Origin of the sequence: Arthrobacter sp. AQ5-05, assembly GCF_003287975.1 — a bacterium.
In the GTDB taxonomy this organism is placed as follows: domain Bacteria; phylum Actinomycetota; class Actinomycetes; order Actinomycetales; family Micrococcaceae; genus Paeniglutamicibacter.
Genome location: NZ_QMKQ01000020.1, coordinates 1 through 12,223 on the forward strand (window position 1 = coordinate 1; position 12,223 = coordinate 12,223).

Sequence of the window (12,223 nt, forward strand, 5' to 3'; positions counted from 1 at the left end):
GCCACGAAAGGTGCCTCCAACGGCCCAACCGAAGCGATCAACGGTGTCATCGAAACCACCCGGAGGATCGCCCGTGGATTCCGTAACTTCGAGAATTACCGCATCCGCTCACTGCTCTCCGCCGGCGGCCACCGGCACTACCGAACTTAGGGGAGACTCACCACGTTCAATTCCGTAGAGCCCCGTTAAGGGTGAGCAGCTGGAGGAAGGCGCTGATGTCGATGCCGGCGCTGACGGTGTTGACGATCAGGTCGAAGGAACCGGCCAGCACCTCGAACGTTTCGGGGTCTTCCGTGGCGAAGTAGTTCTCGGCACCGAGCTTCAGTCCGTCCTCCTGCTTCTTGAGCGTCCGCGACAGCACCGTGACCTCCGAGCCCATGGCATGGGCGATCTTGACCGCCATGTGCCCGAGCCCGCCGAGCCCGATCACCGCGACCTTCTTGCCCGGTCCGACGCCCCAGTGGCGCAGCGGGGAGTAGGTGGTGATCCCGGCGCACAGCAGTGGCGCGGCGACGTCGAGCTCGAGGGCCGCGGGGATGTTCACCACGAAGTCCTCGTTCACCACCACGGCCGCGGCGTAGCCGCCCTGGGTAATGGTTCCGTCGACGTCCGCGGCGCCATAGGTGCCGATGTTGCCCTTCAGGCAGTACTGCTCCTCGCCTGCCAGGCAGTGGACGCACTCGCGGCAGGAATTGACCATGCAGCCAACGCCCACGCGGTCGCCCACGGCGTGCCGGGTGACCGATGCGCCGATCTCGGTGACGATCCCGGCGATCTCGTGCCCCGGAACCAGCGGGTACTGCTGTGGGCCCCATTCCCCGCGCACGGTATGGATGTCGGAGTGGCAGATCCCGGAGTACTTGATACCGATCAGCACATCGTGTTCCCCGACCTCGCGGCGGTCGATGCGGGTGGGGACGAGGTCTTCCGTGGCGGACGGTGCGGCGTAGGCGTTGACTTGAAGCATGGTTCTCCGTAGTGCGATAGGAAGTTTTTCACTGCGGGACGGATCCGGCGCGGGACCGTGCGTACCTGCCGTGTGGCGGTGCCGGCGGCACGGTCCCACGTGGGCACCGCGTGGTGCGTCGAAGCGTCCCAGTCCATCAAACCACCATGGGGCCGGCCGAGGGATGCCCTGTTGATACATGTACCGGCAGGGCATCCCTGGGTGCTGCCGCGATGCCTGTCGTTGATGCCGTCTGCAACAACGACGCGGGGGAAACCACGCGACGCCGGCCCCGCGCGCGGGGAGGGGAATGTGGGTATCGAGACCCGAGGCAAGGTGATTGGACGCGCCCGGTCCGATGGTCTAGCGTCAAATTCATGTCGAAGGCCGAAGCACCAACGAAAAACCAGAACCCGCTGCTCGTGCTGGGCAAGATCAGCGCAATCCTTGATTCATTCTCGCTTCGCCAGCCGGTCCTTACGCTCTCGGACATTCGGGAAACCACCGGGATGCCCACCTCCACGGTGCAACGCCTGGTGGCGAACCTGGTCGGGCAGGGATTCCTGGATCGGGACGGTGATGCCTTCCGCATTGGCATGAAAATGGCCTACTGGGCCGCCCCGGCCACGCGTGGCAAGGAAATCCTTGACGTGATCAACCCGCTGCTGGCGGACCTCCGGGACGCCACGGGAGAAACCGCCTGCCTGTTCCGCGCCGAGCAACAGTACCGGGTCTGCGTGGGAATGGCCGAAACCAGGCATGCGCTGCGCCGCGAAATGCACCTCGGAAAGCTTGCGCCGCTTCATGCCGGATCCGCCGGGCGGGTACTTCTGGCATGGAACCCCGACCTGTTGGGCACGGTGCTGGATGCCCCGCTGGAGCACTTCACCGACGCGACCATCACCAGCACCGAGGATCTTCGCGACGCGATTTCCCGCACGCGCGCGGACGGTTTTGCGATCACCACCGGGGAACGGGAAAGCGGCGCCTCGGGCCTCTCCGCCCCGGTGTTCGATGCGGCCGCGGGGCTCGTCGCGGCGGTGACCATCAGCGGCCCGACGATGCGCATGCCCCGCTCCGTGTGCGAGGGGTGGATCGAGCCGCTGTTGGAGACCGCGGAGCGCATGACCCGGCTCATCGGCGGACGGTTCCCCGGGGAAACCGTGGCCTCGCGCAGCTAGAAGGGCGGCCGCGGCAGCGCGGCCTGGACCTGGATACCGGCCCTGGCCATGTCCTCCGGCGCGGAGGCCACCAGCACATCGGCAAAGAGATCACGGGCCGCACCCAGGTCCTCGCCGAGCGACCCCACCACGGCAAAGACCGGCACGTGGGGTGCAAGCGCAGCCACGCGCTGCAGGATCACCGAGATGATCTTCCCGCCCATGCTTTGCCCGTCGAGCCGGCCCTCGCCGACCACCACGGCGGTGGCCCGGGCCAGATGCGTGTCGAAATCCACCGCGTCGAGGACGAACTCCGCCCCGGAGACTAGGTCGGCACCGTAGTGCGCCCACATCCCGCCGGAAAATCCGCCCGCGGCTCCGGTTCCGGGTGTCCCGGACGGGTCGCGGGGGAAGGAGCTCGCCTGCTGCCTCAGTCTTTCGGCCAGCAGCTCCACGGTGGCCGGGTCCGCGCCCTTTTGCGGGCCAAAGATTCGCGCGGCATCCAGGAACCCGGTGGTGACATCCGAGAGCACGGTGATTTCCGCGCCGCGCAGGCCCCCGGACTCCTCGATGGCGCGCACGGCGCCGGTCCCGCCGTCGGTCGTGGCCGATCCGCCGGCCGCCACCAGGATGCGCCGGGCGCCGCGGGCCACGGCCTGAGCGACCAGCTGGCCGGTGCCGTAGGTGTCGGCGGTGAAAGGGTCGCGGTCCCCGGAGTGGGGGACATGCAGCCCGGAGGCCTGGGCCAGCTCGACCACGGCGGTGGAGCCGGCCAGGCCCAGGGTTGCGGTGATCGGTTCTCCCCAAGGGTTGCGGACCCGGACCTGGACCGGCATCGCGTCGAGTCCCGCGCACAGCGCGTCGAAGGTTCCCTCGCCGCCGTCGGCCACGGGGATTTCCAGCGCCGACCCTCCGGCACGCCTGACGCCGGTGGCGATGTGCCCGGCCACCTCCGCCGCGCTGAAGGTTCCCTTGAAGCTGTCCGGGACGACGAGCACGCTCATCCGTAGACCTCCGGGTTCACCGGGTGCGCGGGAACCTGGCCTGCGGCCATGGCGATGGCGTTCAGGGCGCTCAGCCGGGCCATTTCGGCGCGCACCGGAACCGTCGCGCTGCCCACATGCGGCAACAGTACGGTGTTGGGCAGCTGCGCCAGTCCGGCGGCCAGCAGGGGCTCGCTCTCGAACACGTCCAGCCCGGCCCCGGCGATCCGGCCCGTGGATAGGGCCGCCACCAGCGCCTCCTCATCGACGAGGGGGCCGCGGGCCGTGTTGATGAGGATGGCTGAGGGCTTCATCCGCCCCAGCACGTCCGCGTCCACCACGTGGTGCGTGTCGGCGTTCAGCGGAACATGCAGGGACAGGTAATCGCTGGAGGCCACCAGCTCGGACCAGGGAACCTGGCGCACCTTGCCCGCGAACTCGCCCAGCTCTTCCTGGCTGACAACCCGGTCCCCGGGTGGCCGCGGGGCAAAGAGGATTTCCATGCCGAAACCCAGCGCCCGCCGGGCCGTGGCCCGGGCAATGCGACCGAACCCGGCCAGTCCCAGGGTCTTTCCGGAGACGTCGGAGCCGAGCATCAGCTCCGGTTCCCAGCCGGTGAAGCGTCCCTCGCGGACCAGACGGTCCGCCTCGATCACGCGCCGCGCGGTGCCCAGAATGAGCAGCATGGCGATGTCTGCCGTGGCGTCGGTGAGCACCCCGGGGGTGTTGGCCACCGCAATCCCGTGCTTGGTGGCCGCGGAGATATCGATGTTGTTGTGGCCGACCGCGTAGTTGGAGATTCCCTTGACCCGGGCCCGGGCCAGCAGCGGCCCGTCGATCCTGTCGCGAAGCTGGGTGAGCACCACGTCAAAGTCCCCGCTCGAGCACAGCGCGTCGAGTTCCTCGTAGCTGGGCGGATCCGCAAGCACGGTGATTTCTCCGGCTGCGGCCAGCAGTTCCGGTGCGGGGTGCGGGAGGTCGGTGGTGAGCAGGATCCGTACCCCCACTACAGCGTTCCTTCGCACGAGGGGACCCGGTCCGAGGCGATGACCCAGTCAAAGGCGGCGGCCTTGGACCGCGCGCCCTGGGCCGACTTCGAGCGGTTGGGTTCGCCAAGTTCTTCCAGCAGGGCCTCGGAGAGTTCCACCAGCCCGGCGAAGGCGCGCGGGTCCAGCCATGCGGGGCGGGTGGCGAAGAGGATGTCCTCGCTGGAGGTGTTGCCGCTGGCCCCGGGGGCGAAAGGGCAGCCGCCCAGCCCGCCGAGGGCCCCGTCCACTACCCCGGCTCCCGCGCCGATTGCAGCGAGCGTGTTGGCCACGCCCAGGCCCCAGGTGTCGTGGCCGTGGTAGACGATGCGCCGGTCCGGGGTTTCCTCGCGCACGCGGGAGATCAGGCTTGCCACCTGCGCGGGGACGGCCTGGCCCAGGGTGTCGCAGATGACGATGTCGCTGGTGCCCTCGGCGCGCGGGTCGTTGGCGATGTCCAGGACCCGCTGCTCGGGCACCTGACCGTCGAACGGGCAGGTGAAGGACGTGGCGATGCACAGCTGGATGCGGCCGTCCACGGCCCGCGCGTACTCGATGGCCTGCGGCAGGGCGGCGAGGCTGGCCTCGGTGCTGCGGCCGATGTTCGCCTGGTTGTGGGCGTCGGAGGCCGAAAGGCAGTACTGGAAGTTGCGGATGCCTGCCGCCGCGGCCTTCGCGACGTGTCCGGGGGTCGCCACCCAGATCCAGCACCTCTCCAGTTCCTGGGGGGTCAGCTTTGCGGCGACCTCCAGCGTGTTGGCCATCGGCGGGACGAGGTCGGCCCGGGCCATGGAGCCCAACTCGATTTCCGGCACGCCCAGGCGGATCAGCTCGCGCACGGTTTCCACCTTGCGATCGGTGGAGAGCATCTTGCCGGTCAGTTGCAGCCCGTCGCGCAAGGTCACGTCGCGCAGCACGGCGCGGGATTCAAGGATGTGGTTCATGCCGGGGTCCTTTCGGGGTTTGAAGCGGCGGTGATCTGGTCTTCGTCCATGCCCAGCAGGCCTCCGAGCACCTCTTGGGTGTGTTCTCCGAGGTCGGGTCCAAGGGTGCGGATCGGGAGCGAGGTGCCGCCGATGACCGGAACAATGCCGGGGAACCCGACGCCCGTGAGGATCTCCTCTCCCGTGGAGACGTCGAAGGACTGGATCATGTTGCGGGCGGCGTATTGCGGTTCGTTGACGATGTCTTCGGCGGTGTAGATAGGCCCGGCGGGTACGCCGGCGGCGTCGAGAAGTTCCAGGGCCTGTTGCGAGGGCAGTGTTGCCGTCCACACGCCGATGGCCGCATCGAGTTCGATGCGCCGTTCCCACCGCTGTGCGTTGGATTGCAGGGTCGGGTCGGTGCCCAGGTCCGGGCGTCCGATGGTGTCCATGTAGCGTCGGAAGATCGCATCCCCGTTGCCGGCCACCACGATGCTGGCACCGTCCTTGCAGACGTAGGCGTTGGACGGGGCGATGCCCTCCATGCGTCCGCCCACCCGGGTGCGCTTGTCGCCGTAGGCGCCGAGGTCGGGGATGAGGGATTCCATCATGGAGAACATCGCTTCGTGCAGGGCCACGTCAATGACGCGTTCGTCCAAGGGCACCTTCGCGGCGGTGCCGCGCCGGGTTTCTCGTTGGAACAGCGACATGACCGAGCCGAAGGCAGCGTAGAGTCCGGCGATCGAGTCGCCGATTGACACCCCTACGCGCACAGGGGCGCGGTCGGGGTCCCCGACCAAATTGCGGAATCCGCTGAAGGCTTCGGCGACTGCAGCGAATCCCGGACGTTCAGAGAGCGGACCCGTCTGGCCGAAGGCGGAGATTCGGGTGATCACCAGGTCGGGGTTCGCCGCGTTGAGGACCTCGGGACCGAGGCCCCACTTCTCCAGGGTTCCGGGGCGGAAATTTTCCAGCAAGATGTCGCACTGCTTGACCATTTCCAGGACGGCCGCTCGTCCGGCGTCGCTGCGCAAATCCAGCACGACCGACTTCTTGTTGCGGTTGATCGTGCGGTACAGCATGGATACGCTGCCCTTCTTCAGCCGCCAGTTGCGCAGCTCGTCGCCGGTTCCGGGACGTTCGACCTTGATGACTTCGGCGCCGAAATCGGCCAGCAATCGGCCGGCGGTGGGTGCGGCAATGTAGTTTCCGAGTTCCAGGACCCGGACTCCGGCCAGAGGGGCAATAGCTTTTTCAGGCAATGGGGACTTCCTTGGGTGTGCGGAGACTAGATGAAAATGGACAGGACCAGGACAACGAGCATGGCCACGACCGAGGCAACGGAGACCCCGAAGGTGACCGTCTTCAATGCGCCCCTGACCGATTGGCCCAGTAGCGATTGCAGCAGCCAGAAGGTGTTCGAGGTGACGTGGACCATGAACAGCGATCCGGCGCCGGCGGCCAGGGCGATGAGCACCGGGTCGATTCCCAGGACCGGGGCGATTGGTGCAAGCAGGCCCGCGGCGGTGATGGCGGAAAGGGTCACGGATCCAACGGCGATGTGCAGGACGGCGGCGATGGCCCAGACCACCAGCAGCGGGGCCACCGCGCTCGCGGAAAAGAATCCACCCAGGATGTCGCCGAGCCCTGCGGCTGCGACGGTGGCAGCCAGGGAACCGCCCACACCGGTGAGCAGCAGGATCTGGCCGCTTTCCTTGAAGCCGGAGGCAATGGCGTTCTCCACGCTCTTTTGGCCGACGGTGTAGCGGCCAACCAGGGTGGTGCCGATCAAGCCGATCAGCAGCGCGACCACCGGGTTGCCCATCAATTGCAGCGGGGCGAATTCCGCACCGAGGATCTCCACCAGTGCGCCGCCGGCAATGAGGGCCAACGAGAGCAGCAGTGGGGTGAAGAGCAGGAGCAGGGGAGCTTCACGTTGCGTGCGCTCGGCCACTGCCACGGAGCCCGGGTTCTGCCGTGGCTCCGTGGCAGTGGGCCCGGGGCCGGCGGTCGTGGAGGAAATCCCGTAGGCGCCGGGACCGTGGGGCTCGCTTGACTGGGCCTGCGGGAAGTCCTCTTCTTCGAAGATGTGCTGTTCATCGCGGTCCGATTTCCAAAATCCGCGCTTGAACAGGAACGTCATGATGGCAATGGAAATAATGATTGTGGGCACGACGACAAGGAACCCGAAAATCAGCATTTTGCCCAGGGGGACCCCAAGCAGGCCGGCCAGGGCCAGTGAAGCTACGCCGGGAACCATGAAGACGATGCCGCACTCCAGCGCGATGGCCATGGCCGCGGCCATGCGGGCCGTGCCGTGCTTGCCGATTTTCGGCGCCATGCGTCGGGCCAGCGGCGCGGAGATGACCAGCAGCACGTCAAGGAAGATCGACTGCAGCGCAGTGCCGATGGCCAGGGCCATGGTGTAGGGAAGGGCCTTGGGGCCGAATGCGCGCAAGAGGTGCTCCACGAGGCGCCTGATGGCTCCCGTCTCATTCAGGATCGAGCCCATCAGGACACCGAATGCGATCAGTAGTCCGACCTCGACCATGATCTCGCCGAAGCCGCCGGTGATGGTTTCGATGGTCTTGGTGATGCCCAGTCCCGTCGACAGACCCAGGTACAGGGATCCGAGGACCAGGGCTATGACGGGATTGACCTTGAATCTAACGATCAGCAGCACGGTGGCCAGGACGGCCACCGCGGTGTTGATCAGAATCGCAGTTTCTGACATGAGTTGATCCGATCGTGAAGGAGGGAGGAATCTGCCTTGATGGTGAGCTGCACCACTTTGCTCAACTCATAGTATGGGTTGAAGCTCACTATGTAAACCAATGGGTTTGGATTGATCGCAGGACCGGACAAGGTGAAGACCGTTCTGGGGCCAAACGACCGCAGGATTCACGCCCTCAGCAATCAGTGGACCCGGGACCCGTATGTTGGTGTGAGTCGCGGGATGCGGGCGGCGATCCCCGCTTCCTGGCCACACCGGCACTCCAAATGCGTCACAGACAACCGTGGGGCTGCCCGTCTAGAATGGCTTAGGCGCCGGGACATACCCCTGCATGAATCCGGCGCGACGAGGCAGGCACTCAAGGACGATTGCCGGCCCCTGCGCTACCCCTCCAGGAGATCCCCCCATGCAGCGAACCATGTTCAAGTCCAAGATCCACCGTGCCACGGTCACCCATGCGGACCTGCACTACGTCGGATCCATCACCATCGACGCGGACCTGCTCGACGCTGCGGACATCCTGCCCGGCGAGCTGGTCTCGATCGTCGATGTCACCAACGGCGCCCGGCTGGAAACGTACACGATCGCCGGGGAACGCGGCTCGGGAGTCATTGGCATCAACGGTGCCGCGGCCCACCTGGTCAACGTGGGAGACCTGGTCATCATCATCACCTATGCCTCCATGACCAACGCCGAGGCCCGCGCCTACAAGCCGGCCGTGGTGCACGTGGATGAAAACAACGCCATCTGCGCGCTGGGAACCAACCCGGCCGAGGCGTTTGCCGACGGCCTGGAAACCCCGCCGTTCGCCATCTTCGCCGACGCCTGAAAAGCGCCCCGGTCGTTCCTGCACCCTGAATGGCGGCATGATGGAACCATGGAAAACACTGCCGCGCACTCCTGGACCAAGAACTACCAGCCGGGCGTCCCGGCCGAGATCGAGCTGCCCACCGAATCGCTGAGCGCGATGTTCGAGCGATCCGTCGCCGAAGCCGGGGATAGCCCCGCCACCGAATTCTTCGGCCGGCGCACCAGCTACCGCGAGCTCGGCGAGCAGGTGGAACGCGCCGCCGAGGGCCTGCGCAAGCTCGGGGTTCGCGCCGGAGACCGGGTCGCGCTGATCCTGCCGAACTGCCCGCAGCACGTCATTGCGTTCTACGCGGTGCTGCGTCTGGGCGCGGTGGTCGTGGAGCACAATCCGCTGTACACCTCCCGCGAACTGCGCCACCAATTCGAGGACCACCAGGCCCGAATTGTCATCGCCTGGGACAAGGCGGTCGAATCCGTGCGCGAGTTCCCGAAGGATGTGCGCATCGACACCGTCATCTCGGTCAACCTGCTAGAGGCCTTCCCGACAGTGAAGCGCCTGGCACTGAACCTGCCGCTGAAGAAACTCCGCGCATCCAAGGCGGCACTGACGGCTGCGGCACCGGGGACCATGCCCTGGAAGGATCTGCTCAAGGCCGAGCGACTCGATGCGGCCCACCCGCGCCCGGGCGTGGAGGACCTGGCGGTCATCCAATACACCTCCGGAACCACGGGCAACCCCAAGGGCGCGATGCTCACCCACTACAACCTGTACGCCAACGCGCTGCAGGGCGAGGCCTGGATGGCCGGGGCCCGGGAACGCAAGGAAATCCTCTACGCGATCCTGCCCATGTTCCACGCCTTCGGCATGACCCTTTACCTGACCTTCGGGGTGAAGAAGCAGGGCCTGCTGGTGCTTTTCCCGAAGTTCGACCCGGACCTCGTCCTGGAGGCCATGAAGAAATCCCCGGCCACCGTGTACTGCGCGGTCCCTCCGATCTACGAGCGCACCGCCATGGCAGCCAAGGAAAAAGGCGTCTCGCTGCGCTCGGCCAAGTACTGCATCTCCGGGGCCATGAACCTACCCGACCACGTCGTCGAGCTCTGGGAATCGGTGTCCGGCGGCCTGCTGGTCGAGGGGTATGGCATGACCGAATCCTCCCCGGTGGCCCTGGGCAACCCGTTCCACCCGACCCGGCGCACCGGCACCATCGGGGTGCCGTTCCCCTCCACCCTGATGAAGGTCGTTGATCTGGACGACCCTGACCTGGAAGTGGCCCAGGGGGAACCGGGCGAGTTGCTGCTCAAGGGCCCGCAGGTGTTCTCCGGGTACTGGAACAACCCGGAGGAAACCGCCAAGACGCTCACCACGGACGGCTGGTTGCGCACCGGGGACGTGGTGACCGTCGATGCCGACGGCTTCGCCACGATCGTGGACCGCGCCAAGGAACTGATCATCACCGGCGGCTTCAACGTCTCGCCGACCGAGGTCGAGTCCGTGCTGCGCGCCCACCCGGAGGTGAAGGACGCCGCGGTGTTCGGCAAGGCGCTGGAACGCGGCGGGGAAATGGTGGTTGCCGCGGTGGAGCTGGAGCCCGGGACGGAGCTGGACGAAGAGGCGCTGCGCGAGCACTGCCGCACGCAGCTGGCCGGGTACAAGGTGCCCAAGCGGATCGTGGCCATTGAGGACCTGCCCCGCTCGATGCTCGGCAAGATCCTGCGCAAGCAGGTCCGGGAACAGGTCAATCCGGGCTTGTAACCCGCACCTGCGGTCCGGCACCAAAGTGCTGGTGGCTTATCTGACCATGTCAGGGACTTGTCCCTGGCGTGCTGCCTGTGCGACCTTGAAAGTATTCCCCCACAAGACGGGGAATCCGGACGATGGGTGCCGTACCCGGTGCCCTCGAAGCCGTCTGGGCGACGGCGTTGGGCAAGTCAGAGGGCTTCTCCAAACTGGCCCCGTCCGCGGTGTTTGTGGCGGGGCTGGCCCTGGGCATGGCCGGGCTGGCGATTGCGATGAAGGAATTGCCGCTGGGTACCGCCTATGCGGTGTGGGTCGGAATCGGTGCGACGCTGACAGTCGTCTACGCGATGATCACCGGTGCTGAAACTGTTTCCGTCCTTGAAGTGCTCTTCCTGCTGATGATCGTTGGCGGTGTCGTGGGCATCAAGTCGCTCCACGCCTGACGGTGAAATCGTGGCGCCCCCACGAAGAATGAGCGGACCCCCGGGCGCCCCATGGCCGCCGGGGGTCCGATCTCAGTCCCACCCCTTGATTAAGCCCCGGGTTCATCGAATACTTGGGAAGGTCGTGACATGTTCTTGGGGGAGAAGCTTTGGATCACTATGAGTTCTTGGGGGTGGGGCGTTCCGCATCGCCCAATCAGATCAACGCGGCCGCAAGGTTGGCGATCTGGCGCAATCGAAGCGACGTCCAGCTGACCGAGCGGATCATGGGCGCCTGGTACATCGTGGGGGACCCGGACAGGCGCTTCGATTACGACTACTGGTTGCTGACCAACCCGTCGTCAGTGGAGCAGTACCCGCCGATCGACCATGGTGCTGCCACCCAGGACGTTCCCGAGCCCGAGGTGCCGCCTGCGATCCCTGAGGTACCTGCGGCAGCTGTGGCTGCACCGCCGCGCCGGGTGATGGGCCCGTTGCCGCCCGAACGGGTGTCCGGCAATCCGACCCGGCAGCTGCGCGAGGCCGAACCCGAGCCGCCTGCAACGCCTGGGCCAACCGGCGGGCCGACCCCGCCAAGCGAAGCACCGGTCGCGGCGGCGCCGCGATTCGACCCGGAGCAGTTGTCCTGGTGGGAAGAAACCCTGGGACGCGAGGAAAGGATCGGGTCGGGCCACGGCCTGCTGCGATTATTGGTGGTCCTGGGTCTCGTGGCCGGGGTGCTGGGATCGATGCTCGTGCTGGTTGCCGCCCCGGCTCCCGTCGCGTTGGTGCCCATCGGGCTGTGCGGCGTAGGGCTGGTGTTGGTCAACCGCCTCTGGCCGTATGCGGCGACTCGGCGGGCGGTGGCGCAGCGGGTGTTTGGCGTGGGCGGCGGGGCGTTGGCCAACGGGTGGAGCCGGTTCAGGAAGGAAAATATCGCCAAGGGCGTGATCGGGGAACGGCGCACCGCCCTGGCACTTGAATCGCTATTGCGGATCCCGGGAACCCGGATTTTCCACGGGCTGCGCTTTCCGGGCAGCACCGTCGCAGACATCGACCATGCGGTGGTCAACGGGGACCGGGTGCTCTTCATTGATTCGAAGTTCTGGAAACCGGGGGAATACCGGTGGCTGGATGCCGACAAACTCGGATATGTCCGTGGACGGCGCATCGACCGGCGGGACATCCACATGGACCACGTACAGCGCCACCCCCTGACGGCCAAGGCCGCGGCCGAGGTCGGCTGCCACGTGCTGATCCACCCCAATGATGAGGGCGCGATAACGTTCACCGCCGGGGCGCTCATTTCCCCGACGGGGATACCGGCAACAGGCGTCCAGGACGGGATCGAGATGATTGGGCGCTGGCTGTTGCAGGGGCAAAAATGCGGGTTGGTCGACCGCTACGTGATGGCCCGGATGATCGCACTGCTGAAATAGTCGTTAAAGTGGTCCGGGCTGGATGCCGCACTGCGTCATC

General features: G+C 66.5%; 11 protein-coding genes and 1 pseudogene. 6 read left to right on the forward strand and 6 right to left on the reverse strand.

Going from position 1 to position 12,223, the window contains the following annotated elements:
* Nucleotides 1-150: transposase (locus tag DQ353_RS15400; protein WP_146755271.1), on the forward strand; the 150-nt coding region annotated here is incomplete at its 5' end.
* Nucleotides 151-169: 19 nt separating this feature from the next.
* On the opposite strand, the pseudogene DQ353_RS15405 reads toward DQ353_RS15400, so the two are convergent.
* A pseudogene (locus DQ353_RS15405) lies at nt 170-967 on the reverse strand (NAD(P)-dependent alcohol dehydrogenase); the annotation flags it as partial.
* 356 nt (nt 968-1,323) lie between these two features.
* On the opposite strand from DQ353_RS15405, the gene DQ353_RS15410 reads away from it, so the two are divergent.
* Complete coding sequence (locus DQ353_RS15410; RefSeq protein WP_113763779.1) at nt 1,324-2,127, forward strand: IclR family transcriptional regulator; 804 nt, start codon at nt 1,324-1,326, stop codon at nt 2,125-2,127.
* Here DQ353_RS15410 and DQ353_RS15415 read toward each other — a convergent pair.
* From DQ353_RS15415 to DQ353_RS15435, 5 genes are read right to left on the reverse strand one after another with little or no spacing between them, the layout of a single operon-like run.
* On the reverse strand, nt 2,124-3,110 hold the full coding sequence (locus DQ353_RS15415; RefSeq protein ID WP_113763781.1) for a glycerate kinase family protein: 987 nt from the start codon (nt 3,108-3,110) through the stop codon (nt 2,124-2,126). The two genes, DQ353_RS15410 and DQ353_RS15415, sit on opposite strands and share 4 nt — an antisense overlap.
* Entirely contained in the window at nt 3,107-4,096 is a 990-nt protein-coding gene (locus DQ353_RS15420; protein WP_113763783.1) for a 2-hydroxyacid dehydrogenase, read from the reverse strand. The genes DQ353_RS15415 and DQ353_RS15420 overlap by 4 nt, the downstream gene beginning before the upstream one ends.
* The gene (locus DQ353_RS15425) at nt 4,096-5,058 is read right to left on the reverse strand and encodes a hydroxymethylglutaryl-CoA lyase-like TIM-barrel protein (RefSeq protein ID WP_113763785.1); all 963 of its coding nucleotides are present in this window, start codon (nt 5,056-5,058) and stop codon (nt 4,096-4,098) included. Before DQ353_RS15425 ends, DQ353_RS15420 begins: the two co-directional genes overlap by 1 nt.
* Complete coding sequence (locus DQ353_RS15430) at nt 5,055-6,299, reverse strand: CaiB/BaiF CoA transferase family protein (protein WP_113763787.1); 1,245 nt, start codon at nt 6,297-6,299, stop codon at nt 5,055-5,057. Before DQ353_RS15430 ends, DQ353_RS15425 begins: the two co-directional genes overlap by 4 nt.
* Nucleotides 6,300-6,325: 26 nt before the next feature.
* The gene (locus tag DQ353_RS15435) at nt 6,326-7,771 is read right to left on the reverse strand and encodes a GntP family permease (protein WP_113763789.1); all 1,446 of its coding nucleotides are present in this window, start codon (nt 7,769-7,771) and stop codon (nt 6,326-6,328) included.
* A 406-nt stretch (nt 7,772-8,177) separates the two neighbouring features.
* Here DQ353_RS15435 and panD point away from each other — a divergent pair, with 406 nt between their 5' ends.
* The 4 genes from panD to DQ353_RS15455 all read left to right on the forward strand — a co-directional run bounded on the left by panD (nt 8,178) and on the right by DQ353_RS15455 (nt 12,183).
* Nucleotides 8,178-8,600: an aspartate 1-decarboxylase gene (gene panD, locus DQ353_RS15440; RefSeq protein ID WP_113763791.1), complete on the forward strand. Its 423-nt coding sequence runs from the start codon at nt 8,178-8,180 to the stop codon at nt 8,598-8,600.
* A gap of 48 nt (nt 8,601-8,648) precedes the next feature.
* Nucleotides 8,649-10,337 (forward strand): long-chain-fatty-acid--CoA ligase, encoded by a 1,689-nt coding sequence (locus DQ353_RS15445; protein ID WP_113763793.1) that lies wholly within the window; start codon nt 8,649-8,651, stop codon nt 10,335-10,337.
* Between the two features lie 122 nt (nt 10,338-10,459).
* Nucleotides 10,460-10,765 (forward strand): DMT family transporter, encoded by a 306-nt coding sequence (locus DQ353_RS15450; RefSeq protein ID WP_113763795.1) that lies wholly within the window; start codon nt 10,460-10,462, stop codon nt 10,763-10,765.
* Between the two features lie 173 nt (nt 10,766-10,938).
* Nucleotides 10,939-12,183, forward strand: a complete 1,245-nt coding sequence (locus DQ353_RS15455) for a nuclease-related domain-containing protein (RefSeq protein ID WP_146755272.1) — start codon at nt 10,939-10,941, stop codon at nt 12,181-12,183.
* The last annotated feature ends 40 nt before the right edge of the window (nt 12,184-12,223 follow it).

Bases quoted from the DNA above. Each gene is read 5' to 3' on its own strand.
- DQ353_RS15445 (WP_113763793.1), top strand. From the start codon at position 8,649: ATGGAAAACACTGCCGCGCACTCCTGGACCAAGAACTACCAGCCGGGC.
- DQ353_RS15450 (WP_113763795.1), top strand. From the start codon at position 10,460: ATGGGTGCCGTACCCGGTGCCCTCGAAGCCGTCTGGGCGACGGCGTTG.
- DQ353_RS15410 (WP_113763779.1), top strand. From the start codon at position 1,324: ATGTCGAAGGCCGAAGCACCAACGAAAAACCAGAACCCGCTGCTCGTG.
- DQ353_RS15435 (WP_113763789.1), bottom strand. From the start codon at position 7,771: ATGTCAGAAACTGCGATTCTGATCAACACCGCGGTGGCCGTCCTGGCC.
- panD (WP_113763791.1), top strand. From the start codon at position 8,178: ATGCAGCGAACCATGTTCAAGTCCAAGATCCACCGTGCCACGGTCACC.
- DQ353_RS15425 (WP_113763785.1), bottom strand. From the start codon at position 5,058: ATGAACCACATCCTTGAATCCCGCGCCGTGCTGCGCGACGTGACCTTG.
- DQ353_RS15415 (WP_113763781.1), bottom strand. From the start codon at position 3,110: ATGAGCGTGCTCGTCGTCCCGGACAGCTTCAAGGGAACCTTCAGCGCG.